We start from the raw sequence: 24,698 nt of genomic DNA on the forward strand, positions 1-24,698 counted from the left end.
CACCTCATCGGTGCCGGGCCGCGCGGGCTCTGCTGCTGTTCGGGAACCCCGGTCAGGCCTTCAGGCCCGCGGCCTTCATGTCGCGGCGCAGTTCCTGCGGCAGCGAGAAGGTCAGGGTCTCCTCGGTCGCGGTGTGGATCCGGACGTCGTCGAAGCCGTGCCCGGCCAGCCACTCCAGGACGCCGTCCACCAGGACCTCGGGCACCGACGCGCCGCTGGTGACGCCGACCGTGCGGACGCCCTCCAGCCAGGCCGGGTCGATCTCGTCGGCGCCGTCGACCAGGTACGACGCACCCGCGCCGGCCTCCAGGCCGACCTCGACGAGCCGCACCGAGTTGGACGAGTTCTTCGACCCGACCACGATGATCAGGTCGGCGTCCGCGGCGATCTGCTTGACCGCGGTCTGCCGGTTCTGCGTGGCGTAGCAGATGTCGTCGCTGGGCGGGCTCTGGAGCAGCGGGAACTTCTCCTTGAGCGCGCCGACCGTCGCCATCGCCTCGTCCACGGACAGCGTGGTCTGGGACAGCCAGACCACCTTGGACGGGTCGCGGACCTCGACGGTCGGGACGTCCTTGGGGCCGTCGACCAGCGTGATGTGGTCGGGCGCCTCGCCCGTGGTGCCGATGACTTCCTCGTGGCCTTCGTGGCCGATGAGGAGGATGTCGTAGTCCTCCTCGGCGTACCGCACGGCTTCCTTGTGCACCTTGGTGACCAGCGGGCACGTGGCGTCGATGGTCTTGAGGCTGCGCTCGGCGGCCTGGTCGTGCACGACCGGGGCGACGCCGTGCGCGGAGAAGATGACGGTGGCGCCCTCGGGCACCTCGTACGCCTCGTCGACGAAGATCGCGCCGCGCTTGCGGAGCGTGTCGACGACGTACTTGTTGTGCACGATCTCGTGCCGGACGTAGACCGGCGCGCCGTAGAGGTCCAGGGCCTTCTCGACAGTGATGATGGCCCGGTCCACGCCCGCGCAGTAGCCCCGGGGGGCGGCGAGCAGGACGCGGCGGGTGTGCGGGTCGGCCTCAGTCATGGTCTCTATCGTACGGGGGCGCCCCGGCTGCGGTCGGTCCGTCGCGGGGCGGCCTGGGACAAACTGTCGGCGCCCGCCCGTAATGTGGCGGCATGGCGCTGACTACCTCTGCGGAATCCCCCATCCCCGTCTCGGAGATCTCGCGCCTCATCGGGGGATGGATCGACCGGCTCGGCACGGTGTGGGTGGAAGGCCAGATCACCCAGCTCAGCCGGCGCCCGGGGGCCGGGGTGGTGTTCCTGACGCTGCGCGACCCGTCGACCGAGGTGTCGATCTCGGTGACCTGCTTCCGGCAGGTCTTCGAAGCGGTCGCGGACATCGTCAAGGAGGGCGACCGGGTCGTCGTGCACGCCAAGCCGGAGTGGTACGCACCGCGCGGCCAGCTGTCGCTGCGGGCCGCGGAGATCCGGCCGGTCGGCATCGGCGAACTGCTGGCCCGCATCGAACTGCTGAAGCGGGCGCTCACCGCCGAGGGGTTGTTCGACCCGCGGCACAAGAAGCCGCTGCCGTTCCTGCCGCACAAGATCGGACTGGTCTGCGGGCGGGCGAGCGCGGCCGAGCGGGACGTCCTGGAGAACGCGCGGCGCCGCTGGCCGGCCGTGCGCTTCGACGTGCGCAACGTCGCGGTGCAGGGCGTGCATGCGGTCACCCAGGTGGTGGCCGCCGTCGAGGCGCTGGACGCGGACCCGTCGGTGGACCTGATCGTGGTGGCCCGCGGCGGCGGCAGCGTGGAGGACCTGCTGCCCTTCTACGACGAGTTGCTGGTCCGCACCGTCTTCCGCTGCACGACGCCGGTGGTCAGCGCGATCGGGCACGAGCCGGACAACCCGCTGCTCGACCTGGTCGCCGACCTGCGCGCGTCCACGCCCACCGACGCGGCCAAGCGGATCGTGCCGGACGTCGGCGAGGAGATGGCCCGCATCCACCAGCTTCGCGACCGGGCCCGGCACACCATCGCGATGCGGCTCGAACGCGAGGAGCACGGCCTGGCCTCGATGCGCACCCGTCCGGTGCTGGCCGAGCCGTACTGCATGGTCGAGGTGCGCGAGGACGAGGTCGAGTCCCTCGTCGGACGCTCCCGGCGGACCCTGAAGCACCGCCTCGACCACGCCGCGACCGACCTGGAGCACACCCGCGCCCGCGTCGTCGCCCTCTCACCCGCCGCCACGCTGGAGCGCGGGTACGCCGTGCTGCAGAAGGAGGACGGCCGGGCGGTGCGCAGTCCGTCCGAGGTCGAGCCGGGCGAAAAGCTCACCGCGCGGGTGGCGTCCGGCCGCCTGAACGTCGCGGTCACCGGCGAGTGATCCGGGCCCGGCAGACAGCTCAATCCGGAGCCCTGGAAGGGCACTTGTCGTACTAATCTGCCGCCATACGGGTGGATTATGTCCGTGTTTCCGGCGTAGTGACCGAACAGTCCCCTGCCCCCACTTACGTTCGGGCTTTGGACACCGTTCGGAGGGGCTGCCATGCGCCGTGCCGGTCTTCCTGTCGTCCGCGGATTCGCGCTCCCGCTGCTCGCCGCGGCCCTGCTGGCCGCCGCCGCTCCCGGCGCCCTGCCCGCGCGCCCGCACGACACCCCCGCCCGGTGGCAGCCGTCGGCCGCCGACGACTACATCAACTACGTGGCCCCGCGCGACGACATCCCGGCCGATCCACAGCCTGTGGACAACAAGGCGCGGACCGCCGCCGACCGGCGGGCGCACGACCTGGACCGCAAGTTCGCGGCCGGCAATCCGGTCGCCGCGCGCGGCCTGGCCGCCGTCGAGGCCGAAGCCGCCGCGACCGGCCGCAGCCCGCGCGAGATCCGCGCCCGCCAGGAGGCCCGCAGCGGCAAGAAGTCCGGTGCGCACGAGGCGCAACTGCTGACCATCCTGGTCGAGTTCGACGACCAGGCGAACGACGACTTCTCCGGCTTCCGGCGCCCCAAGAGCGTGCTGGACCCCACTTGCGTGACCGAGCCGCCCGGCACGCTGCTGAACGGCCCGCGGCACAACAAGTTGCCGAGCCCGCAGGGCACCAAGGACAACAACACCCTGTGGGTGCCGGACTTCTCCCCCGCGCACTACAACGCGATGCTCTACTCCGAGCGCGGCCTCACCGAGCGCGTACGCCCCGACCTGACCGGCCCCGACGGCAACCCCGGCATCGACCTGACCGGGCTGACCATGCGCAACATGTACCGCGAGATGTCCAAGGGCGCGTACAGCGTGGGCGGCGAGGCGGCCGGCTGGGTGACCGTGCCGCACTCCGAGGCCTGGTACGCGGCCGGCAAGTGCGGCGCGCAGCGCCAGGACAACAGCGGGCACCCCGACAACCCGCGCGGGGTCCGCCAGTTCGTGATCGACGCGGTCGACGCGCTGGCGGCGGAGCGTCCGGACTTCCCGTGGGCCGACTACGACCGCGAGGACCTCGGCGATGCGGACCACGACGGCAATCTGCGCGAGCCCGACGGTGTGATCGACCACCTGGTCCTGGTGCACGCCGGCCGCGACAAGTCGGCGGGCGGCGGCGCCGAGGGGACGTACGCCATCTGGGCCCATGCGAGCAATGTGCTGCGCGGCCACCGGATCCCGGGCAGCGACCTCAAGGTCGCGAACTACATCGTGCAGCCGGAGGACTCCGGAGTCGGCGTGTTCGCCCACGAGTTCGGCCACGACCTCGGGCTGCCCGACCTGTACGACAACTTCAGCGGCGGCGAGACCGACGTCGACTTCTGGGACCTGATGTCGTCCGGTTCGCATTCCGGCCCGCTGTTCCAGGCCATGCCCGCGCACATGGGCGCGTGGTCCAAGTACGTCCTCGGCTGGATCGAGCCCGAGCACGTCGAGGTCGGCGGGCCCACCCGCAGCATCGCGCTCGGCTCAGCCGCGAACCCCTATCCCGGCATGCACGATTCGGTCCGCGTCGACCTGCCCGCCGAGACGGTCCGGATCGGTACACCGCATTCCGGCACCGGCATGTGGTACTCGGGCAGCGACCAGGAATGGGCCGACACCTCCATCGTCCGCGAACTGTCCGTCCCCGCGGGCGCCAAGGACGCGGCGCTGTGGATGTGGAACGACTATCTGATCGAAGAGGACTGGGACTACGGCTTCGTCGAGGTGTCCGCCGACGACGGCCGCACCTGGACCCAGCTGCCGGTGCACGACGAGGCGGGCAACCTCGTGTCCACGCCGGCCGGATACCCGGACCCCAACCGCAATCTTTCCGAGTTCCGCAAGAGCCACGGCCTGACCGGTAGTTCCGGCGGCTGGCGGCACGACCGCGTGGACCTGACCGGGTATGCGGGCCGCACCGTGCAGGTGCGCCTCGGCCTGATGACCGACGCGGCGTTCGCCGAACGGGGCTGGTTCGCCGACGACTTCGCACTGGTCGCGGACGGCGCCACGGTCTGGTCGGACGGCGTCGAGGAGGGCGACGCCGGGTGGCGCGCGCAGCTCGGCACGTCCACGATCACCCGCGGGGCGGGCTGGTCGCGCACCTCGGGCGCGGTGGAGCGCGAGCAGTACTACCTGCTCGAGTGGCGCACCCCGACCGGATTCGACGAGGGCCTGCGGTACGCGTACACGACGGTCCGCAGCGCCGGGGACGGCACCGAGATCGCCCGGGTCCCGTACAACGTGCCGGGCCTGCTCGTGTGGCTGCGCGATGCGGAGTACCAGAACAACGGCGTGCGCTTCAATCTGGACGCCCCGCCCAGCCACGGCCCCAAGGGCCAGGTGCTGCTGGTCGACGCGCACGTGGACCCGCTGCGCTGGAGCGGCGAGGCCGGTGCCGCCTACGCGAGCACGCGCAATCCGCTGAAGAACCTGGAGAACCGCGCGCAGTCGTCCAACGCCGCCTTCTCCCCTGACCCGACCGCGCCCTTCAAGGCCTGCCACACGCAGGGCAAGGCCTGCCAGGACTTCCCCGCGCTCGGCGGCCTGCCGGAGTTCACCGACTCCCGCGGCTGGGCGGCCGGCGTCGAGTATCTGGACGGGCGGCCGCTGGACCGCTTCCGGGACGGCGGCACCGTGGTCCCGGCCCGCGGCCCCTACTCGACCAAGGTGCTGCTGCCGGACGGATCGCCGGACACCGCGCACTACGGGGAGCCGTTCGGCGGCTCGGTCCTGGGCACCGGCGACCCGGAGCCGGGCCAGGCCTACGGCGTCTCGGCGCGCGTGGTGGCGCCCTTCCCGGACGACCGCGGCGCGCTGGTCTCGGTCACCCCGGCGCGTCGGTGACGCCGCATAGTCTGGAGCGCATGGCGAAGAAGAGTGTGGACGCCGGGGTCGACTCCGGCGAGGAGTCCCTGGGATACGAGCAGGCCCGCGACGAACTGATCGAGGTCGTGCGGCGGCTGGAGACAGGCGGCATCACGCTCGAGGAGTCGCTCGCGCTGTGGGAGCGCGGCGAGAAGCTCGCGACCGTGTGCCAGCAGTGGCTCGACGGTGCGCGGGCCCGGCTGGACGCGGTCATGAAGGCGCAGGCCGAGGACGCTCCCGAGTAGGGCGTCCCCGGGCGGCGGCTCAGCCGTCCAGCACCGCGACCGCGATCATCAGGGCCAGCAGCACCAGCGCGGTGGCGCCGCCGAGCACCACCCAGCGCAGCGGGGGCAGGACCTCCCAGCCCTCGCCGGGGCGTTCGGCGACCGGCCGCCAGCGCTGCGCGTAGCCGCGGGCCCGCTCGGCGGGCCCCGACCGCGGCCCGCCGCCCGGCCCGGGCAGGCCGCCGCCTATGTCCCGGGTCACAGGGCCACCCACGCCGGCACGTACGGCTGCCCGTCCGGAGTGAACTGCGGAGGCGGCGGCACCGCCGGGCGGGCCGGTTCGTACCGCAGGTGCAGATGCGGCTCGCCGTCGACGACCGAGCGGCCGCCCATCGCGACGAAGCCGCGCTGCTCGAACCACGGCGCGCTGCGCACGAACACGTCGGCGATCAACGGGCGGCCTTCGGCGAGCATGACCGCGTGCTCGACCAGCGTCGTGGCGTGGCCGTTGCGGCGTTCGGCGGGGGCGGTGCAGAGCCGCCCGAGCCGCAGGATGCCGGACGGCTCCTCGGTCAGCCGGAGCGTGGCGACCGGCACGCCGTCGCGCTCGCCCCACACATGGAGGGTGGCGGGCTCGATGTCGAGCCCGTCGGGTTCGTGCCGCGCGCGCTGGCGGGCGACCACGAAGACCTGGCTGCGCAGCGCGAGCAGGCGGTAGAGCCGCTCGGCGCTCAGCTCGGCGAGTGTTCCGCAGAAGTACGAGACGTCCACCGCGGAAGGCTGACACCGGGATCAAGACGTGCGGGCGTCTCCGGAGTGAACTCTCGATGCCGGACCGCGGAACGCCCGGAACGGGGCAATCCGCGACAGCCTCGGCGACCGGTCAGGGTGCGGCAGGCGTGCTGCCCGGCGTCCCGCCCGGCACTGCGGACGGCGAGGTGCTCGGCGCGGTCACCCAACCGGCCAGCGGCGGCGCGGTGCGCAGCGCGGCGGCCAGCACGGCGAGGTCGTCGAAGGTGGCGGTGCCGGTGACGATCGTGGTCACGCCGTCCTCGGTGCGCACCAGCGAGCGGTACTTCGGCCCGTCGTACGAGGCCCACGGCTTGCCCGCCACGTCGACGGTGCCGACCTGCGCGCCGCCCTTGCTCTTCGCCTTCACGAACTGCACCGGGTCGCCGTTGCTCTGCTCGACCGCGGCGTACTCGTCGTTCGGGTTGATGAAGCCGATGTGCCATGTGGTGTCGGCCGGCTTCATGCCGTCGTAGTAGGCGGACGTCGCACGCCACTGGTCGGGCAGTCCGGCCGGGCCGAGCAGCGGGTACGGCGCGTCCTGGCTGGCCTGCTGGAATTTCAGCGAATAATCGATCCGCTTCACCGGGTCCTGCGCGCTGTGCTGGCCGAAGATCAGCAGCAGCACCACGGCGATGCCCACGACACCCAGCGACAGGACCATGTCCCGGACCGTCTCGAGACCACGCTTCTTTGCCACGGCACCATGGTCCCCCATCGCGCACTATGCCCCGACACCGGGTGCATCGGCCATCGCATCTGCAAGGACTTGTAGATACATCCCATTGCAGATGCCAGGAATGATTGGAGTATGGTCCCGCTCATGCCCACCTACCGCATGGGCCGGGTCGCGCAGCTTCTCGGCGTGAGCCCGGACACCGCCCGCCGCTGGGCAGACTCGGGACGCCTGCCCACGTCCCGGGACGAGCACGGCCACCGGGTCGTCGAAGGCGCGGCGCTCGCCGCGTTCGCGGTCGCCCTCGCCGAGGACGCCGCCGGGGTGCCGGACACCCCGCGGATGTCGTCGGCCCGCAATTCCTTCCCCGGGATCGTCACCAAGGTGATCCTCGGCGACGTCGCGGCGCAGGTGGAGATCCAGGCGGGACCGCATCGGGTGGTCTCCCTGCTGACCCGGGAAGCCGTCGAGGAGCTGGGCCTGGCGCCCGGCGTCGAGGCGGTGGCCGCGGTCAAATCGACCAACGTGACCGTGGAGTTGCCGTGAGATCCCTGCGCCGTGCCGCCGCCCCGATAGCCGCCGTGTCCGCAGCCCTGCTGCTGGTCGCGGGCTGCGGGGACGACGACAAAGACGACAAGGGCAAGAAGGACGACAAGAGCACCGGGCAGACGCCCGGCGGCTCCGGTGCGCCGTCCGCGCCGGCCGACAAGCCGGCCTCGACCATCACCGTGCTGGCCGCGGCGTCGCTGACCTCGGCATTCGAGGAAGCCGGCAAGGCGTACACCAAGAACCACAAGGACCAGAACGTCAAGTTCTCCTTCGCCGGCTCGCAGGAGCTCGCCGCGCAGGTGAAGCAGGGCGCGCCCGCCGACGTCATCGCGACCGCGGACACCAAGACCATGGACGGGCTCGCCGCGCAGGTGAACGCGCCGCAGGTGTTCGCCAAGAACAAGCTGACCATCCTGGTCGCGCCGGGCAACCCGAAGAAGATCACCTCGCTCGCCGACCTGTCCCGCGGCGACCTGACCGTGGTGCTGGCCGGCCCGACCGTCCCGGTGGGCCGCTACGCCCGCGAGGCGCTCGGCAAGGCGGGCGTGGCGGTCAAGCCGAAGTCCGAGGAGGTCGACGTCAAGGCCGTCGTCACCCGGGTGCGGATGGGCGAGGCGGACGCCGGCATCGTCTACACCACGGACGCCAAGTCGGCCGGCGAGGCGGTCGCCTCGGTCGAGATCCCGGACCAGCACAACGTCGTCGCGTCGTACCCGGTCGCGGTGATCAAGGAGAGCAAGCAGCAGGACCCGGCCGCCGCGTTCACGCAGTGGCTGCGCACCCCCGAGGCGCAGGAGATCCTCAAGAAGTACGGGTTCGCCGCACCGTGATCGGCAAGCCCGGGAGCGGCGGCCGCGCCGGGCATCGGGAGACCGGTGCCGGCGCGGCGGCCGCCCCTGCCCCCGCGCCGGGCTCCGCCGCACCGGCCCGCGTGCCGCGCATCCCGCGCACCCGGGTCCCGGTGCTGCTGTTGCTGCCGTCCCTCGTCGGGCTGGCGTTCGTCGTCCTGCCGCTGGTCGGCCTGCTGGTCCGGGCGCCGTGGCAGTCCGTCCCCGAGCGCCTCGGCGACCCGGCGGTGCGCACCGCGCTGCGCCTGTCGATCCAGTGCTCGTTCGGGGCGCTGGCCATCAGCCTGGTCCTCGGGGTGCCGCTGGCCTGGCTGTTCGCCCGGGTGGACTTCCCCGGCAAGGCGCTGCTGCGGGCGCTGGTGCTGCTCCCGCTGGTGCTTCCTCCCGTGGTGGGCGGCGTCGCGCTGCTGCTCGCGTTCGGGCGGCGCGGCGTCCTCGGGCCGTGGCTCGAATCGATGGGCGTGCGCCTGACGTTCTCGATGACCGGCGCGATGCTGGCCGGGGCGTTCGTGGCGCTGCCATTCCTGGTGCTGTCGGTCGAGGGCGCCATCGCGGGCCTGGACCGCAAGTACGAGGAGACCGCCGCGACGCTCGGCGCGGGCCCGCTGCGGGTCTTCTGCACCGTCACGCTCCCGCTCATCGCGCCCGGCCTCGCGGCCGGCTCGGCGCTCGCCTGGGCACGCGCCCTGGGCGAGTTCGGGGCCACCATCACCTTCGCGGGCAACCTGCCCGGCGAGACCCAGACACTCCCGCTGGCGGTCTATCTGATGCTCCAGGACGACCCGGACACCGCCGTCGCGGTCAGCCTGATGCTGCTCGCCGTCTCGGTGGTCGTGCTGGTCGCGCTGCGCGGCCGCTGGCTGTCGCCGACCCGCAAGCAGCCGTACGTGCCCGAACCGGACGAGGCCGGCCGGTGACCGCCGCCCTGCAGGCCCGCACCGAAGGCCTGATCACCGCCGAACTCGCCGTCTCGGCAGGCGAAGTGGTCGCCGTCGTCGGCCCGAACGGAGCCGGCAAGTCGACGCTGCTCCGGGCCCTGGCCGGACTGCCCGGTCCGGCGCGGGCCGCGGTCGCCATCGACGGCCGCGACGTCGGCACTCTGCCGCCGCATCTGCGCCGCATCGGCTATGTGCCGCAGGACGGCGCGCTGTTCCCGCATCTGACCGCGGCCCGCAACGTCGCGTACGGGCTGCGCGGCCGCGGCCTGAGCCGGGCCGGGGCCCGGGAGTCCGCCCGGGAATGGCTGGACCGGCTGGGCCTGGCCGGGCTCGCCGGGCGCCGCCCCGGGCAGCTGTCCGGCGGCCAGCAGCAGCGCGTCGCACTGGCCCGCGCGCTGGCCCCCGAGCCGCGCCTGCTGCTGCTCGACGAGCCGCTGGCCGCACTGGACGTGGAGACGCGCGCCTCGGTGCGGCACACGCTGCGCGCGCATCTGGGCCCGTACGACGGCGCCTGCCTGATCGTCACGCACGATCCGGTGGACGCGCTGAGCCTCGCGGACCGCATGCTGGTCGTCGAGTCCGGGACGGTCGTCCAGGACGCGTCCCCGGCCGAGGTCACCCGGGCGCCGCGCTCGGCGTGGGTGGCCCGCATGCTCGGCCTCAACGCGTACACCGGGGTCAGCGGCCCGGACGGTGTGCACCTCGCCGACGGCCGCGTGATCGCAAGCGCCGACGACGTGCCGGCCGGCCCGGTCCTGGTGACCGTGCACCCTGACCACGTGACCCTGCACCGCGAGCCGCCGGCCGGCAGCGAGCGGAACGTGTGGGCCGGCACCGTCGCCGAAGTGACCGGCACCGGCACGCGGTTGCGCATCACCGTGCGCCCGTCGGCAGGCCCGGGGCCGGGTCCCGGGGCGGGCCCCGACCTGGTCGCCGAGGTGACCGCGCAGGCCGCCGCCGAACTCGCCCTCGGCGAGGGCCTGCCGGTGTGGGCGGGCGTCAAGGCCACCGCGGTGCGCCTGACCGCGCTGTGACAGCGCCGTCACGGGGCTGCCCGATGCGGATCCGTCCCCCGGGCTACCTGCACCGATGCACGCCCGTGCGGATAACATCGGGGCAATCCCGTTGGAATCCGTCCGGGCCCGGGGCCGCGTAGTCCGTGTGCAGCCCGCACCGCAGGACGAGCACGGCCACCGGGGATCAGGGCACCCCTCGTGGTCTCGGCCGAGATTCCCCGACAGGAAGGGCCCGCCACTATGACGGACCAGTCCGTACCGCCGCAGCTTGTCGTCGACCCCGAGGCTCCGGACCGGAACCTCGCACTCGAACTCGTCCGCGTGACCGAGGCGGCCGCCATGGCCGCCGGCCGCTGGGTCGGGCGCGGTGACAAGAACGGTGCCGACGGCGCCGCGGTCAAGGCCATGCGCACCCTCATCGGCACCGTCTCGATGAACGGCGTCGTCGTCATCGGCGAAGGCGAGAAGGACGACGCGCCGATGCTCTTCAACGGGGAGCGGGTCGGCGACGGCTCCGGCCCCGAGTGCGACGTCGCGGTCGACCCGGTCGACGGCACGACGCTCACCGCGAAGGGCATGAACAACGCGATCGCGGTCATGGCGGTCGCCGAGCGCGGCACGATGTACGACCCGTCCGCGGTGTTCTACATGGAGAAGCTCGTCACCGGCCCGGAGGCCGCGGACGTGGTGGACCTGACCGCGCCGGTCGGCGAGAACATCCGCCGCGTCGCGAAGGCCAAGAACTCGGCGCCCGAGGACGTCACGGTCTGCATCCTGGACCGGCCGCGCCACGAGTCGATCGTCAAGGAGATCCGCGAGTCCGGCGCGCGCATCAAGTTCATCACCGACGGCGACGTCGCGGGCGCCATCATGGCGGCCAAGGACGGCACCGGCGTCGACCTGCTGCTCGGCATCGGCGGGACGCCGGAGGGCATCATCGCGGCGGCCGCCATCAAGTGCATGGGCGGCGTGATCCAGGGCCGGCTGTGGCCCAAGGACGAGGCCGAGCGCCAGAAGGCGCTGGACGCGGGCCACGACCTGAACCGCGTGCTGCTGACCGACGACCTGGTCTCCGGCGACAACGTCTTCTTCGTCGCGACCGGCATCACCGACGGCGAGCTGCTGCGCGGCGTGCGCTACCGGTCCAGCACGGCGCACACGTCGTCGCTGGTCATGCGCTCGAAGAGCGGCACCATCCGGAACATCGACAGCCAGCACCGGCTGTCGAAGCTGCGGGCCTACAGCGCGATCGACTTCGACCGCGCGCGCTGACCGGACACCCTCCCGGTCCGCACCGGTCCGCACCGGCCTGCACGGCACGGCGCAGACTCCGCGGTACGCACGACGGCCGGGCCGCTCCTTCGGGGGCGGCCCGGCCGCCGCCGTTCCGGGACCGCCCGGGTAGGCCGAGCGAGCGACTCCCTCCGGGCAACTGAGAAGTTTTTATCTGATTTATCCGGTTCCTGGGTATAGCTGCCGTCAGCCCCGCAGCAGATCCGCAGCGGATCCTAGGAGGAGGAGCCGGATGACCGCGACCGCCGAAGCGCCGCCCGCGGCCCGCGAGGACCAGAAGCTCTGGCTCATCTTCACCGGCCTGATGCTCGGCATGCTGGTCGCCGCGCTGGACCAGACGATCGTGTCCACCGCGCTGCCGACCATCGTGGGCGACCTGGGCGGGCTGAACCACCTGTCGTGGGTGGTCACCGCGTACCTGCTGGCGTCCACGGTGAGCACCCCGCTGTGGGGAAAGCTCGGCGACCTGGTCGGCCGCAAGACGCTCTTCCAGGCCTCGATCGTCATCTTCCTGATCGGCTCGGCGCTGTGCGGCATCGCGCAGAACATGCCGCAGCTCATCGCCTTCCGCGGGCTGCAGGGGCTGGGCGGCGGCGGGCTCATGGTGCTGTCCCAGGCGATCATCGGCGACGTCGTGCCGCCGCGCGAACGCGGGCGATACACCGGTCTGTTCGGTGCGGTGTTCGGTGTCACCAGTGTGGCCGGGCCGCTGCTCGGCGGCTTCTTCGTGGACAACCTGTCGTGGCGCTGGGTCTTCTACATCAACCTGCCGATCGGCGCGGTCGCCCTCGTGGTCATCGCGATCGCGCTGCACACCGACAACATCCGCGGGAAGCCGTCCATCGACTACTGGGGCATCGTGCTGCTGGCCGGCGCGACGACCTGCCTGGTGCTGCTCAGCACCTTCGGCGGGTCGACGTACCCATGGCTGTCCGCCGAGATCTTCGGCCTCGGCATCGCCGCGGCGGTCCTGCTGGCGCTGTTCGTGATGGTCGAGCGCAAGGCCGCCGAACCGGTCCTGCCGCTGCACCTGTTCGGCCAGCCGATCTTCCGGATCACCTCGGCCATCGGCTTCGTGGTCGGCTTCGCGATGATGGGCGCGCTCAGCTTCCTGCCGCTGTTCATGCAGGTGGTCAACGGGGCCTCGGCCACCGAGTCCGGCCTGCGGCTGCTGCCCATGATGCTCGGCCTGCTGGTCAGCTCGATCGGCAGCGGCCAGCTGATCACCCGCCGGGGCCGCTACAAGATCTTCCCGATCCTGGGCACCGCGGTGATGGCCGTCGGGATGTTCCTGCTCTCCCGCATGGACGAGTACACGACCACCGCCGCGTCGTCCCTGTACATGCTGGTGTTCGGCCTCGGCCTGGGCCTTGTCATGCAGGTCATCGTGCTGGCCGTGCAGAACTCGGTGGACTACAAGGACCTGGGCGTGGCCACCTCGGGGGCGACGTTCTTCCGCTCCATCGGCGGCTCGTTCGGTGCCGCGATCTTCGGTTCGATCTTCAACGCGCAGCTCACCGAGAACCTGAAGGACGCCGCGGAGCAGGGCCTGCAACTACCGCCCGGCGTCGACCCCAAGGCCGCGGCGTCCAGCCCCGCGGAACTCGACAAGCTGCCGCCGGAGACGCACCAGGGCTTCATCCACGCGTACGCCGAGTCCCTGCAGACGGTGTTCCTGATCGCCGCGGCGATCATCGTGGTGGCGTTCCTGCTCAGCTTCCTGCTCAAGGAGATCCCGCTGCGCAAGTCGACCGGCACGGACGTGCTGGACGCGTACCGCCCGGCCTCGCGCACCTCGGTGCAGGAGGTCGAGCGGGCCATGACGCAGCTGGCGCACCGCGAGAACGGCTGGACCCGCTACGAGCGCATGATCGAGCGCGCCGGGCTGGAGATCTCGGTGCCGTGCGCCTACGGCCTGGTGCAGCTCGACAACTTCGGGCCCATCTCGGACACCGACCTGGCCAAGAAGCTGCACGAACCACTGCCCTCGGTGCAGAAGTACGCGGCGCAGCTGGTCGACGCCGGGCAGGCCGCGTTCGATCCGAAGGGCCGGCTGGCGGTGACCGCACCGGGCAAGGACATCGTGGAGCGCCTGGTGGAGGCGCGGCGCGAGCTGCTCGGCGAGGTCATCGCCGACCTGTCCCCCGAGCAGCACGCCGAACTGACCGCACTGCTGGGCAAATTGGCCCGCCTGACGACGGACACTCCGCGGGACCACCTGGTGGACGAAGGCGAACGCCGCGGCGCGTGACCGGTTCGGGCCCGGGGGTTCCGGACGGGCTCAGCGCCCGGCGGACCGCCGGCTGCCCCGGCGTCGGCGCCGGCGGGCGATCGCCCGCTGCTCCTCGGGGGCCAACCCGCCCCGTACTCCGGTGGGTTCGGCACCGTCGGCCAGGGCCGCGGCCCGGCATTCGAGGAGCACGCCGCAGCAGGCGCAGATGCGCTTGGCCTCCTCTTCGCGGGCGATCCGGGCGACCGCGGGCTCCCCCGGCATGCCGAGGAACAAGCGCAGGTCCTCGCTGCGGCAGGCGCCGGCGGCCGGAGGGATCCAGGTCGTCGCGCGCGGTGCCGGTTCGGCGATGTCTCGGGCGGAGGAGGGCAGATCACTCCGGTCGGGCACGTTTGATCTCCTCGCGGCAGAGGGGACCCCCGCCGGCAGGCGGGGGTGGAGTCGTACGTCCCACCATCCGCCTACCCGGCCAAATCCCGGTACATGCCGCGAGTCCCGACAACTGACGGGAAAGCAACAAACCACGAATCGCGGTCAGTCGTCGTCTTTGTCCGGCCCGCGGCCGAGATGCTTGCGCCGGCCCTTGGCGCGCTTCGGCCGGATATCGATGCCGCCGAACACCGCGGCGCCCTTGACGATCACCACCGGCGCGTCCGGGTCCTCGGCCTCCTGCTGCTGCACCTCGAACGAACCGAAGATCCCCGCCCCGTGGCCGCGGACCGTGACGCCCTCGGGCACCCGCACGTCGATGCCGCCGAACACCGTCGCCACGTGGATCACCAGCACCGGCGACTCGAACGTCGCCTCGGACAGGTCGATCTCGATGCCGCCGAACACCGCCGCGGCCCGCAGCCGCCTGCCGATCCGGCCCGGGCCCTTGCGCTCCGCGCTGCCGAACACCGCGACCAGCGAAGGCGATTCGGCCGGGTGGTCGCCGGTCGGCGCGACCCGGTACGCGAACGCCCGCGGTGCGGGGACCGAGCGCGGCTTGGTCAGGTCGGGCCGCCGCCCCGCCACCGGCAGGTCGAAGGTGAGCGGCTCCAGCTCCCCCATCGTCTTGGCGGCATACAGCGCCTCGATGCGCTCGGAGTGCTCGTCGATGGTCAGCCGGCCTTCTTCGAACGCGGTGCGCAGGATCTGCGCGACGCGGTCGCGGTCGGCGTCGGACGCGCGCATGTCGGCCGCCGCGACGGGCCCGGTGGGCACCGTCGACACCGGCCGCGGGGGCGCGGCAGGCGGCGCCGCCGCGGACGGCGGCTCGGCCGGCTGCGGCGGAACGGCGGGGACAGGGTTCTCCGGGCTCTCCGAGGGCTGCTCCACGCCACGACCTTATCCGCCGCACCCCGCGGTCCGGCATGCTCGGCCCACTTCGGCTCGCTTCGGCGGACCCCGGAGGACCCCGGCGTGCCTCAGCGCACTTCGCGGCAGGCCTCGGCCAGCCGGCGGATCGCCTCGCGGAGTTTGTCCTCGGGATGCGACGCATATCCCAGCACCAGCGCGGGCGGCGCCTCGTAGCCCTCCTCGCGCATCGGGCCGACCGGCTCGACCCGCACGCCGCGCGCCGCGGCGGCCGCCACGACATCGGCCTCCTTGCAGCCGTAGGGGAGTTCGATGTACAGGTGCAGGCCGGCCCGGATGCCGTCCGGCCGCACCTCGGGCAGGAACTCGGCGAAGGCGTCGGCGACCGCGTCGCGCCGGGTCCGGTAGCGCAGCCGCATGGCCCGCAAGTGCCGGTCGTAGCCGCCGCTTTCCAGCAGCTGCACGAAGGCGAACTGGTTGATCACCGCGGATCCCAGGTCGGCGTACTGCTTGAGCTCGCGCACCTGTTCCAGCCACACGTGCGGCACCACCGCCCAGCCGAGGCGCATGCCGGGTGCGAGGGCCTTGCTGGTCGACCCCAAGTGCACGACGCGGTCCGGGTCCAGGCCCTGCAGGCAGCCGACCGGGTCGCGGTCGTAGCGGAACTCCGCGTCGTAGTCGTCCTCGATGATCAGCCCGTCCACGTCGCGCGCCCAGGCGGTCAGCCGGGCCCGGCGCTCGGGCGAGAGCACGACCCCGGTGGGGTACTGGTGCGCGGGCGTGACCAGCACCGCGCGGGCGCCGGTGCGGGCCAGCGCCGCGACGTCGAGGCCCTCGGCGTCCACCGGGACGCCGGTGACCGGGATGCCGTTGCTGCGCAGCAGGCCGCGCTGCGTGTTGCTGGACGGGTCCTCGACGGCGAGCAGCGTGTGGCCGCGCGCGGCGAGCGCCTGCACGACCAGTGCGATGCCCTGCGCGACCCCGCCGACGACCACGATGCGGTCCGGCGAGGCGTTCGCGGCCCGCACCCGGCCCAGGTAGGCGGCGAGCGCGGTGCGCAGCTCCGGCACTCCGCCCGGGTCGCCGTACGACAGGCGGCTGTGCGGCACGGTCGCGAGCGCGTGCCGCGTCGCGGCCAGCCAGGCGGCCCGCGGGAACGCCGACATGTCGGAGGTGCCGGGCTTCAGGTCGTACGGCAGTGCCGAGATGCCGTGGTCGTCGCGCGGCTGCTCGGGGCCCGGGGCAGGCCGCTCGGGGATGTCCGCGACGCGCGTGCCGGATCCGTGACGGCTCGTCAGATAGCCCTCGGCGACCAGCTGTTCATACGCCTCGACGACCATGCCGCGGGACACGCCGAGGTCCGCGGCCAGGGTGCGGCTGGACGGCAGCCGGTCGCCCGGGGCCAGGCGCCCGGTGCGCACCGCCTCGCGCAGCCCGGAGGTGATCTGCGCCCCGACGTTGCCGCTGCCGCGGTCGATTCCGACCAGCAAGTCCTTCATTGCCGCCCCTCGTCGTGCATAAGTGGTCCTCTGCCAGGACGTATGGGTGGCCCTGTGTTGCGATCCACCTGCTTCCTAACGTAGCTGGTCATGAGGCCTTCCGGTCAGGCGCCGTCCGTCGGCGCAACGTTCGCAGCGCTCTCCCAGGTCCTCGTCGGCATGGCGGCCGGCGTCTCGGCGGCGCTGGTCCACTTCCCCGTCGGCGGCGGCCAGGCCGTCCGGTACGCGCTCGCCGCAGCGGCGATGTACGCGGTGCTGCGAATGCGCCGGACGCCCCGGATCCGGATCGGCCTGCGGGACTGGGGCCTGCTCTTCCTGCTCGCGCTGCTCGGGCAGGCCCTGTTCAACCAGTTGCTCATCGGCGCCCTGGAGCACGCCGACCCGGCGACTGTCGGCAGCATCCTGGGCTGCGCTCCGGTGGTGCTCGCCGTGGCGGCACCGCTCATGGCCCGCCGGCGCCCGGGTGCGCGGATCGTGGCCGGATCGCTGCTGGTGGTCGGCGGCGCGGTCGCGGTCGAGGGCTTCGGCAGTTCCTCCGCCACCGGGCTTGTCCTGGCCCTGGGCGTGCTCGGGTGCGAACTGGCCTTCTCGCTGCTGGCCGTTCCCCTGCTGCCGCGGCTCGGCCCACTGCGCGTCGCGACGTACTCGACCATGCTGGCCGTACCGCAGTCGCTGGCGATCGGCGCCGTGACGGACGGCACCGGGCTGCTCCGCATGCCGACTCCGGCCGAGGCCGCCGCCCTGGTCTTCATCGGGTTGGTCGCCACGGTCGCCGCGTTCCTGCTCTGGTACAGCGCCCTGGGCACCCTGGGAGCCGAGCGGGCGGGCCTGTTCTGCGGCCTGATCCCGGTCTCCGCGGCGCTGTCCGCACTGCTCCTGGGCACCGGCGAGGTACGCGCCCTGCAGTTGGCCGGAAGCCTGCTGGTGGGCCTCGGCGTCGCGGTCGGCATGAGCCGGCGCCGCACCCCGGAGCCGCCGCCGCGAACGGCTCCGGCGACCGCAGAGCCGACCAGGAAAGTCGAGGCGCTTGCTGGCTAGAACGCATGTTCCCGGCCGTGGCAAGCTAACCCGCCATGGACGGGGAGACTGCACGCATCACGGCCTCGGACGCCGAATTGGCCCAGCGGGTCCGCGATGCCCGGCCGGACGCGGACACCGCGTTCGCCGCCCTGCACAACCGCCACCACGCCGCCGCGCTGCGGCACGCCCGCCGCATCGAGCCGGATCCGGACGCCGCCGAGGACCTCGTCTCGGACGCCTTCGTCGAGGTCCTCGCCCAGCTCCGGCGCGGCGGCGGGCCGCGCGAGTCGTTCCGTGCCTACCTGTGCGCGACGATGCGCAATGCCCAGATCGACCGGGTCCGGGCCCGCAAGGCCGTGGTGCTGACCGACGACGACGCCGAGCTGGACAGCCTCGGCGGCCCCGCCCCGCAGGCCACCGAGGCGCTGCCGGACCTGCTGATGGTCCAGCAGGCCTTCGGCTCGCTGCCGGACCGCTGGCAGGCCATCCTGTGGCACACCGAGGTCGAGGGCGAGAAGCCGCGGCACATCGCCGGCCTGATGGGCATGACGCCCAACGCGGTCTCGCAGCTCGCCGTCCGGGCCCGCGAGGGCCTCAGCGAGGCGTTCCTCAAGGCGCACATCGGCCGCCTGCCCGAGCACTGCCGCGACTACGGCACGCGGCTGGGCGGGTACGTGCGCGGCACCCTGCGGATCCGCGACCGGCGGGCCCTGGACGACCACTTGGCGGGCTGCCCGACCTGCACCCGGGTGTGCGCCGAACTCGCCGCCACCAATGCCCATCTGCGCGTCGTGCTGCTGCCCGCGGTGCTGGGCGCGGCGGCGGCCACCGCGGCCGCGGCCGAGGCCCTCGCGGCGGCGGGCGCGGGAGCAGCCGCGGGCACGGCTGCGGTCACGGGCGGCGGCGCGGCCGCCGATCCCGTCGCGTCCCAGACCGCCGACCTCGCGGTGAAGGCCGGCATCAAGGCCGCGAAGCCCCTCGCGGTCAAGGCGTCCGTAGGCGGCGGGGTGCTGGCGGCCGTCGCCGCCGCGGTGGCGCTCGCCGCGATGCTGACCGGCGGCACACCCCGCCCGGCGGCTCCCGACGATCGCGCCGACCTGGTCGCGGAGCCCGCACCCCGCGCGGCTCCGGCCGCATCCGCCTCCGCCCCTGCCGAAGCCGCACCGTCCGCCTCGGCGCCGCCCACCGCTCTGCCGACCCCGGCCGCCATACCCTCGGCGTCCCGGCCGCCGGTCGGGACGCCGCCGCCGGACGCCGGGCCGACCCGCAGCCCGCAGGCCCCCGCGAGCACACCCGTACCGCCCGGCACCGCGGCCCCGGAGGTCCCGCCCGCGCGACCCGCGACGACACCCCCGGTCCGGCCCACGACCGCGCCGCCGAAGACCGACCCGCCGCCCCCGACCGTGGCCGTCGTCCCGCCGGTCAAGGCCGCGGACGACAGCATCACCGTCGTCGCGGGCCAGTCGGTCTCCTTCAATCTGCTCGCCAACGACCAGGGCGAGAAGCTGTACGTCGTCGGCTCGCCGATCGCGCTGGGCCTGTACGGGAACATCGCCTGCAACAAGAGCTCCGGGGCCTGCACCTACACGACCTGGACCTCGCTGTTCTCCGGCACGGACGTCTTCTCGTACACGGTCCGGGACGCCCAGAACCGGTACTCCACCGCCTCGATCCGCATCAAAGTGACCGCGCGCTGACCGTCCCGCAGCAGTGCGGACCGGAGGCGGATCGGAAGCGGACCGGAAGCTGAGGCCGACCTCACATCCGGAGCGGTGCCCGGAGCGTTCTACGCTGGATGGCGCCTATTACCGCCGAGTGAGGATGGCCATGCCCCCCGCCGACAGTTCTTCCAGCTCGTACACGGACCTGCTCCCGCTGGGCGAGGACACCACCCCGTACCGCCTGGTGACCAGCGAGGGCGTCTCGACGTTCGAGGCCGGCGGGCGCCGTTTCCTCCAGGTCGAGCCCGAGGCGATGACGCTGCTGGCCCGCGAGGCGATGCGCGACATCGCGCACCTGCTGCGCCCCGGGCACCTCGCGCAGGTCGCGAAGATCCTGGACGACCCGGAGGCCTCGCCCAACGACCGCTTCGTGGCGCTCGACCTGCTCAAGAACGCCAACATCGCGGCCGGCGGCATCCTGCCGATGTGCCAGGACACCGGCACCGCGATCGTGATGGGCAAGCGCGGCCAGAACGTCCTCACCGACGGCCGCGACGAGGAGCACCTCTCGCTCGGCATCCGCAACGCGTACACCGAGCTGAACCTGCGCTACTCGCAGATGGCCCCGCTGACCATGTGGGACGAGAAGAACACCGGCGACAACCTGCCCGCGCAGGTCGAGCTGTACGCGACGGCCGGCGAGGCGTACAAGTTCCTGTTCATGGCCAAGGGCGGCGGCAGCGCCAACAAGTCGTACCTGTACCAGGAGACGAAGGCCATCCTGAACCCGGCCGCGATGCTGAAGTTCCTGGACGGCAAGATCCGCTCGCTCGGCACCGCGGCCTGCCCGCCGTACCACCTTGCGGTGGTCATCGGCGGCACCAGCGCCGAGTTCGCGCTCAAGACCGCCAAGTACGCGTCCGCGCGCTACCTCGACACCCTGCCGACCACCGGCTCGCCGCTCGGCAACGGCTTCCGCGACGTGGAGCTGGAGGCCGAAATCCTCAAGCTGACCCAGGACATGGGCATCGGCGCGCAGTTCGGCGGCAAGTACTTCTGCCACGACGTGCGCGTGATCCGCCTGCCGCGGCACGGCGCCTCGCTGCCGGTCGCGATCGCCGTCTCGTGCAGCGCGGACCGCCAGGCGCTCGCCAAGATCACCGCCGAGGGCGTGTTCCTGGAGCAGTTGGAGACCGACCCGGCGAAGTACCTGCCGGACACCACGCACGAGGACCTCTCCGACGACGTGGTGCACATCGACCTCAACCGGCCGATGTCCGAGATCCGCGCCGAGCTGTCGAAGTACCCGGTCAAGACCCGGCTTTCGCTGTCCGGCCCGGTCGTCGTGGCGCGCGACATCGCGCACGCGAAGATCAAGGAGCGCCTCGACGCGGGTGAGGGCATGCCGCAGTACCTGCGCGACCACGCGGTCTACTACGCGGGCCCGGCGAAGACCCCCGAGGGCTACGCGTCCGGCTCGTTCGGCCCGACCACCGCGGGCCGCATGGACTCCTACGTCGAGCAGTTCCAGGCGGCCGGCGGCTCGTTCGTCATGCTCGCCAAGGGCAACCGCTCGCAGCAGGTCACCGACGCATGCGGCAAGCACGGCGGCTTCTACCTCGGCTCGATCGGCGGCCCGGCGGCGCGCCTCGCGCAGGACTGCATCAAGTCGGTCGAGGTGCTGGAGTACCCCGAACTCGGCATGGAGGCGGTCTGGAAGATCGAGGTCGAGGACTTCCCGGCCTTCATCGTGGTCGACGACAAGGGCAACGACTTCTTCGCGGACGTCACCACGCCGACCCTGCAGATCGGCAAGCGCCCGTAACCGCACCAGTGTTCGCCACGGCCGAGGGCCGGACCCCGCGATGGGGTCCGGCCCTCGGGCGTAGGCGGCGCGGTCAGTAGCGCTCGACGACCGGAGTGAGCGGCGGCGGGGCCGCGGCCTTGCCGAGCGTCGCCTGGTAGATCTGCTGCCAGGTACCGTCCTTGAGGGCACGGTCGACGGCATCGTTGAGGGCGGTGCGCAGCGCGGTGTCGCCCTTGCCCAGGCCGATGCCGTACTTCTCGGTCGTGAAGGGCTCCCCGACCACCTTGAGCCCGGGATCGCGGGCCGCATAGCCCTTGAGGATCGACTCGTCGGTGGTCAGCGCGTCCACCTGGCCGGTGAGCAGGCTGTCGACGCACTGGCTGTACGTGTCGTACTCGACGAGTGTGCTGTCGGGATATTCGACCTTGATCTTCTGCGCGGGCGTCGAGCCCTTCGCCGAGCAGACCTTCTTGCCCTTGATCGTGTCCTTGCCGGTGATGGACGTGTCGTTCTTCTTCACCAGCAGGCTCTGGCCCGAGACGTAGTACGGGCCCGCGAAGTCGACCGTCTCCTTGCGCTTTTCGGTGATGCTGTAGGTCCCGATGTAGAAGTCGATGTCGCCGCGCTGCAGCGCAGCCTCGCGGTTCGCCGACGCGACGGTCTTGAATTCGATCGTCTTCGGATCGAAGCCGAGGGCCGCGGAGAGCATCTTGGCCATCTCGATGTCGAAGCCGGAACGCTCTTTGGTGGCCGGGTCCATGATGCCCAGGGACGGCTGGTCCTCTTTGGCGCCGATGATGAGGTGGCCGCGCTGTTCCGCCCTGCCCCAGGTCGGCGAGGCGGACAAGTCGACGCCCTGCGCCACGGGATAGGAACCAGCCGGGCCCGGGGCGCCGGACGACGGGGGCTTGCCGCCGCCGCTCGGGGTGGCGTCCTTGGGCGCCGTGCTGGACGCGCCCGGCCCTGCCGCGCTGCCGGCGTCGTCCTTCTTGTCGTCGCCGCCGAGCACGACGATCAGCGTGGCGACCAGGGCGACGACCGCCGCCACCGCGATACTTCCGGCGATCACGACGGACTTCTGGACGCCGCGCGAGGACGGCGGCGCCGGATGCGGAGAAGGTGCGCCGTACTGGCCCACGTAGGGCCCGCCGTACTGACCGCCATAGGGCGCCCCGGCCACCGGGCCGGGGAACGGCGGCGGCACCGGCTGTTCCCCGGGCGGCTGCGCCGCCATGCCCGGCGGGGGCACCGGGCCTGCGGCGCCCGCAGGTTGCTGGGTTCCGGGCAGTGGCGCGGGGCCGACGGTCGGCGGACCCGCGGGCATCGGCGGCGGGCCGGAGCGGCGCTCGGCGGACCGGGTGGGCTCGTCCGGCGGCGGGGCCGGTATGCGCGGCAGCGACGGGTCGCCGTCCTGCGGCGGTCCAGAGGGCGGGTGCGACACGGGACCTCCAAGTTGCCTGCGCCGGTGGCAGCAACCCTGGCACAAACCGGCCGGGCAAATCCGAGTGGAGAGCGAGCCGATACCGCTCTGTTGCCCGCGTGCGGCCGGGACTTCGGGGGCGGCGAGCAGACGGCAAGCGGAGGGGCGGCGGGCCGTCGGCCTGCCGCCCCTCCTTGTTCAGCGCCTACTGCTCACGGGAGTACCGCGTCCGGTCAGTACGCGTCGTACGGGATCGGGCTGAACCCCAGCGGTACGGCCGCCCCCGGGGCCCAGGTCTGGCCCGAAGTGCCGTTCGCCGCCTGCTGGGTGACCGCGCCGTTGCCGCCGCCGGGGGCCGTCACCCGCAGCCCGGAGACCCGGCTGACCAGCGCTCCGGCGACGGAGTCGAACCGCAGGTTGTCGCGGTACGCGCCGACGCCGTCCTTGCACGACCAGATCCCGACGCCGCTGCCAGCCGCGGTGGTGCCGCGGTTGTCGAGGCAGAAGTTCGGGTCCTTGAGGCTGTGCACCTGGCCGCTCGCCGGGTTCACGAACCACTTCTGGTTGGTGTTCCCGGTGCAGTCCCAGGCCAGCACCGCGGTGCCGTTGGCCATTGAACCGGCATTGATATCCAGGCACTTGCCGGTATTGCCGGCCTTGAGCTCGGTGAACACCGCGGCCTGGTGCGGCTCGGCGGCGTACCGCTGGGCCGCCGACCCGTTGCACGCCGCGAGCACCAGCTTGGCGCCGAGGGTCGGGTCGGTGCCGGCCGGAGTGACGCACAGCGTCTGGGCGTTGGCCGGGCGGAGCGTGCCGCCGGTCAGCACGAAGCGCTGGTTGTCGCCGCCGTTGCAGTTCCACAGGACGATCGGCGTTCCGGTGCTGCGGCTGCCGCCTTGCGGGTCCAGGCAGCGGTCGTGGCTGAGCTCGATGTGCACCGACTGGTACGTCGGGTCGAGCCAGAAGCCCTGGTTGCGGCCGCCCTGGCAGGGCCACAGTTGCAGCGGCGTGTAGTTGCGCGACGAGTACCCGTAGGAGTCGGCGCACAAGCCGGTGGCTTCGTTGCGCAGTTGCCGGAAGTCCTTGACCCCCTCGGTCAGCACCGCGCTTCCGGTGCTCGCCGGGTCCACGCAACCCGCGTTCTGGTAACCAGAGTTGTAGAACTGGGTCAGACACGAGGCGAAGGCGATATGGCCGCGCTCGTTGGGGTGGAACGACTGCCGGGTGGTGTTCTCGTCGAACAGGTCCAGGTTCGCGAACCACAACCCGCGCACCCACGTGTTGTCGGTGCACACTTCATGCCCGTCGAACAGCCTGCTGTTGTCGAGGTACATGGCACCGGTGTTGGCCGCGGCCTGGCGCTGCGCCTCGGCGAACGTCGGCACCGCCTCGTTGCGGCCCCACGCCATGTCGCGCAGGTAGCCGAGGCAGCCGCCGCCGTACCAGCCCGGGAAGTTCGGGTTGTCCTCGACGTCGGGGCTCATCGGCGTCGGGTAGCCCATGACCACGAGCTTGTAGTCGCCGTTCGCGTATCCGGCGTCCGTCATGACGGTGCGCAGGTCGCGGATGGTCTGCTCGACCTTGGGACGCAGCGCTTCGAGGCGGGCCTTCCACACCGGCTGGTAGATGCCGTAGCACTCGCCTTGGAAGAACACCCGGCGCGTCACGCAGTCGGTGATGGTCGGGCCGAACTGCAGGTCGTCGTTGGCGCCGGCGACCAGCAGGATCATCTTGAGCCTGGTGTTGCGGGCCTTGATGGCCAGGCTGTCGGACTGCACCAGTTCGTCGGCGTACTGCTTGCTGCCGCCGATCTGGATGTTCACGCTGGAGGCGCCCGAGCAGGCCACGTTGTACGTCAGGTCCACGGGGATGCCGGTGCGGTGGATGGCCGCCTGGGGCGACCGGTGGCACCAGTTCGTCGGACCGTCGGTGGGCGCCTCGTACGTCCCCACGCCCTCGCCGGAGATCTCGCTGTCGCCCAGCGAGATGATCGACGACTTGCGCTGGTCGACCGGGCGGATCACCGGACTGCCGTACAACTGCTGCGCCTCGGCGGCGCGGATGGCCTCCAGGTCGGCCCGCAGCGGCGCGGGCGCCGCGGCATTCGCCTGGGGGCCGGACAGGAGGCCGAGCCCGCCGACCGCGAGGACCATCG

At 72.4% G+C, this 24,698-nt stretch carries 19 protein-coding genes and 1 pseudogene; 11 read left to right on the forward strand and 9 right to left on the reverse strand.

Features of this window, described 5'->3' with window-relative positions:
- Nucleotides 1–52: 52 nt before the first annotated feature.
- Nucleotides 53–1,030 carry a 4-hydroxy-3-methylbut-2-enyl diphosphate reductase gene (locus tag LZ495_RS13070; protein ID WP_235052324.1) on the reverse strand — a complete coding sequence of 326 codons (978 nt, stop codon included), beginning with the start codon at nucleotides 1,028–1,030 and terminating at the stop codon, nucleotides 53–55.
- 92 nt (nucleotides 1,031–1,122) lie between these two features.
- Here LZ495_RS13070 and xseA point away from each other — a divergent pair, with 92 nt between their 5' ends.
- The 3 genes from xseA to LZ495_RS13085 all read left to right on the forward strand — a co-directional run bounded on the left by xseA (nucleotide 1,123) and on the right by LZ495_RS13085 (nucleotide 5,519).
- The gene (gene xseA / locus LZ495_RS13075) at nucleotides 1,123–2,334 is read left to right on the forward strand and encodes an exodeoxyribonuclease VII large subunit (protein ID WP_235052325.1); all 1,212 of its coding nucleotides are present in this window, start codon (nucleotides 1,123–1,125) and stop codon (nucleotides 2,332–2,334) included.
- 162 nt (nucleotides 2,335–2,496) lie between these two features.
- Entirely contained in the window at nucleotides 2,497–5,253 is a 2,757-nt protein-coding gene (locus LZ495_RS13080; RefSeq protein WP_235052326.1) for an immune inhibitor A domain-containing protein, read from the forward strand.
- 20 nt (nucleotides 5,254–5,273) lie between these two features.
- Entirely contained in the window at nucleotides 5,274–5,519 is a 246-nt protein-coding gene (locus LZ495_RS13085; protein ID WP_235052327.1) for an exodeoxyribonuclease VII small subunit, read from the forward strand.
- A 19-nt stretch (nucleotides 5,520–5,538) separates the two neighbouring features.
- Here the strand turns inward: LZ495_RS13085 and LZ495_RS13090 are convergent, their stop codons facing one another.
- The 3 genes from LZ495_RS13090 to LZ495_RS13100 all read right to left on the reverse strand — a co-directional run bounded on the left by LZ495_RS13090 (nucleotide 5,539) and on the right by LZ495_RS13100 (nucleotide 6,987).
- On the reverse strand, nucleotides 5,539–5,760 hold the full coding sequence (locus LZ495_RS13090) for a hypothetical protein (RefSeq protein WP_235052328.1): 222 nt from the start codon (nucleotides 5,758–5,760) through the stop codon (nucleotides 5,539–5,541).
- Entirely contained in the window at nucleotides 5,757–6,269 is a 513-nt protein-coding gene (locus LZ495_RS13095) for a GNAT family N-acetyltransferase (RefSeq protein ID WP_235052329.1), read from the reverse strand. Before LZ495_RS13095 ends, LZ495_RS13090 begins: the two co-directional genes overlap by 4 nt.
- A 112-nt stretch (nucleotides 6,270–6,381) precedes the next feature.
- On the reverse strand, nucleotides 6,382–6,987 hold the full coding sequence (locus LZ495_RS13100; protein WP_235052330.1) for a DUF4245 domain-containing protein: 606 nt from the start codon (nucleotides 6,985–6,987) through the stop codon (nucleotides 6,382–6,384).
- Between the two features lie 123 nt (nucleotides 6,988–7,110).
- Between LZ495_RS13100 and LZ495_RS13105 the strand changes: the two genes are divergently transcribed.
- The 5 genes and pseudogenes from LZ495_RS13105 to LZ495_RS13125 all read left to right on the forward strand — a co-directional run bounded on the left by LZ495_RS13105 (nucleotide 7,111) and on the right by LZ495_RS13125 (nucleotide 13,858).
- A complete protein-coding gene (locus tag LZ495_RS13105; RefSeq protein ID WP_235052331.1) occupies nucleotides 7,111–7,509 on the forward strand; it encodes a TOBE domain-containing protein in 399 nt (132 codons plus the stop codon).
- Nucleotides 7,506–8,342: a molybdate ABC transporter substrate-binding protein gene (modA, locus tag LZ495_RS13110; RefSeq protein WP_235052332.1), complete on the forward strand. Its 837-nt coding sequence runs from the start codon at nucleotides 7,506–7,508 to the stop codon at nucleotides 8,340–8,342. The genes LZ495_RS13105 and modA overlap by 4 nt, the downstream gene beginning before the upstream one ends.
- A 101-nt stretch (nucleotides 8,343–8,443) precedes the next feature.
- A pseudogene (locus tag LZ495_RS45265) lies at nucleotides 8,444–10,332 on the forward strand (ABC transporter permease).
- 222 nt (nucleotides 10,333–10,554) lie between these two features.
- The gene (gene glpX / locus LZ495_RS13120; RefSeq protein ID WP_235052333.1) at nucleotides 10,555–11,586 is read left to right on the forward strand and encodes a class II fructose-bisphosphatase; all 1,032 of its coding nucleotides are present in this window, start codon (nucleotides 10,555–10,557) and stop codon (nucleotides 11,584–11,586) included.
- Nucleotides 11,587–11,764: 178 nt separating this feature from the next.
- Nucleotides 11,765–13,858 (forward strand): MFS transporter, encoded by a 2,094-nt coding sequence (locus LZ495_RS13125; protein ID WP_308268108.1) that lies wholly within the window; start codon nucleotides 11,765–11,767, stop codon nucleotides 13,856–13,858.
- Between the two features lie 30 nt (nucleotides 13,859–13,888).
- On the opposite strand, the gene LZ495_RS13130 is transcribed toward LZ495_RS13125, so the two are convergent.
- The 3 genes from LZ495_RS13130 to pdxR all read right to left on the reverse strand — a co-directional run bounded on the left by LZ495_RS13130 (nucleotide 13,889) and on the right by pdxR (nucleotide 16,635).
- Complete coding sequence (locus tag LZ495_RS13130) at nucleotides 13,889–14,227, reverse strand: WhiB family transcriptional regulator (protein WP_235052335.1); 339 nt, start codon at nucleotides 14,225–14,227, stop codon at nucleotides 13,889–13,891.
- Nucleotides 14,228–14,371: 144 nt separating this feature from the next.
- Nucleotides 14,372–15,013 carry a DUF1707 SHOCT-like domain-containing protein gene (locus LZ495_RS13135; protein ID WP_268822771.1) on the reverse strand — a complete coding sequence of 214 codons (642 nt, stop codon included), beginning with the start codon at nucleotides 15,011–15,013 and terminating at the stop codon, nucleotides 14,372–14,374.
- 233 nt (nucleotides 15,014–15,246) lie between these two features.
- Nucleotides 15,247–16,635 carry a MocR-like pyridoxine biosynthesis transcription factor PdxR gene (gene pdxR / locus LZ495_RS13140; protein ID WP_235052337.1) on the reverse strand — a complete coding sequence of 463 codons (1,389 nt, stop codon included), beginning with the start codon at nucleotides 16,633–16,635 and terminating at the stop codon, nucleotides 15,247–15,249.
- Between the two features lie 90 nt (nucleotides 16,636–16,725).
- Here pdxR and LZ495_RS13145 point away from each other — a divergent pair, with 90 nt between their 5' ends.
- The 3 genes from LZ495_RS13145 to LZ495_RS13155 all read left to right on the forward strand — a co-directional run bounded on the left by LZ495_RS13145 (nucleotide 16,726) and on the right by LZ495_RS13155 (nucleotide 21,141).
- Nucleotides 16,726–17,673 (forward strand): DMT family transporter, encoded by a 948-nt coding sequence (locus tag LZ495_RS13145; protein ID WP_235052338.1) that lies wholly within the window; start codon nucleotides 16,726–16,728, stop codon nucleotides 17,671–17,673.
- 35 nt (nucleotides 17,674–17,708) lie between these two features.
- Complete coding sequence (locus LZ495_RS13150) at nucleotides 17,709–19,352, forward strand: sigma-70 family RNA polymerase sigma factor (protein WP_235052339.1); 1,644 nt, start codon at nucleotides 17,709–17,711, stop codon at nucleotides 19,350–19,352.
- A 130-nt stretch (nucleotides 19,353–19,482) separates the two neighbouring features.
- A complete protein-coding gene (locus LZ495_RS13155) occupies nucleotides 19,483–21,141 on the forward strand; it encodes a fumarate hydratase (RefSeq protein ID WP_235052340.1) in 1,659 nt (552 codons plus the stop codon).
- A gap of 73 nt (nucleotides 21,142–21,214) precedes the next feature.
- Here LZ495_RS13155 and LZ495_RS13160 read toward each other — a convergent pair whose 3' ends face one another.
- Both LZ495_RS13160 and LZ495_RS13165 read right to left on the reverse strand, forming a co-directional pair.
- Complete coding sequence (locus tag LZ495_RS13160) at nucleotides 21,215–22,153, reverse strand: glutamate ABC transporter substrate-binding protein (RefSeq protein ID WP_268822772.1); 939 nt, start codon at nucleotides 22,151–22,153, stop codon at nucleotides 21,215–21,217.
- A gap of 623 nt (nucleotides 22,154–22,776) precedes the next feature.
- A complete protein-coding gene (locus LZ495_RS13165; protein ID WP_372498568.1) occupies nucleotides 22,777–24,696 on the reverse strand; it encodes a ricin-type beta-trefoil lectin domain protein in 1,920 nt (639 codons plus the stop codon).
- Nucleotides 24,697–24,698 lie beyond the last annotated feature (2 nt).

It is taken from the genome of Yinghuangia soli (genome assembly GCF_021502675.1).
GTDB classification, from domain to species: domain Bacteria; phylum Actinomycetota; class Actinomycetes; order Streptomycetales; family Streptomycetaceae; genus Yinghuangia; species Yinghuangia soli.

Coding starts and splice junctions, on each gene's coding strand:
- LZ495_RS13070 (WP_235052324.1), bottom strand. CDS start 1,030: ATGACTGAGGCCGACCCGCACACCCGCCGCGTCCTGCTCGCCGCCCCC.
- xseA (WP_235052325.1), top strand. CDS start 1,123: ATGGCGCTGACTACCTCTGCGGAATCCCCCATCCCCGTCTCGGAGATC.
- LZ495_RS13080 (WP_235052326.1), top strand. CDS start 2,497: ATGCGCCGTGCCGGTCTTCCTGTCGTCCGCGGATTCGCGCTCCCGCTG.
- LZ495_RS13085 (WP_235052327.1), top strand. CDS start 5,274: ATGGCGAAGAAGAGTGTGGACGCCGGGGTCGACTCCGGCGAGGAGTCC.
- LZ495_RS13105 (WP_235052331.1), top strand. CDS start 7,111: ATGCCCACCTACCGCATGGGCCGGGTCGCGCAGCTTCTCGGCGTGAGC.
- glpX (WP_235052333.1), top strand. CDS start 10,555: ATGACGGACCAGTCCGTACCGCCGCAGCTTGTCGTCGACCCCGAGGCT.
- LZ495_RS13135 (WP_268822771.1), bottom strand. CDS start 15,013: ATGCGCGCGTCCGACGCCGACCGCGACCGCGTCGCGCAGATCCTGCGC.
- pdxR (WP_235052337.1), bottom strand. CDS start 16,635: ATGAAGGACTTGCTGGTCGGAATCGACCGCGGCAGCGGCAACGTCGGG.
- LZ495_RS13145 (WP_235052338.1), top strand. CDS start 16,726: ATGAGGCCTTCCGGTCAGGCGCCGTCCGTCGGCGCAACGTTCGCAGCG.
- LZ495_RS13150 (WP_235052339.1), top strand. CDS start 17,709: ATGGACGGGGAGACTGCACGCATCACGGCCTCGGACGCCGAATTGGCC.
- LZ495_RS13155 (WP_235052340.1), top strand. CDS start 19,483: ATGCCCCCCGCCGACAGTTCTTCCAGCTCGTACACGGACCTGCTCCCG.
- LZ495_RS13165 (WP_372498568.1), bottom strand. CDS start 24,696: ATGGTCCTCGCGGTCGGCGGGCTCGGCCTCCTGTCCGGCCCCCAGGCG.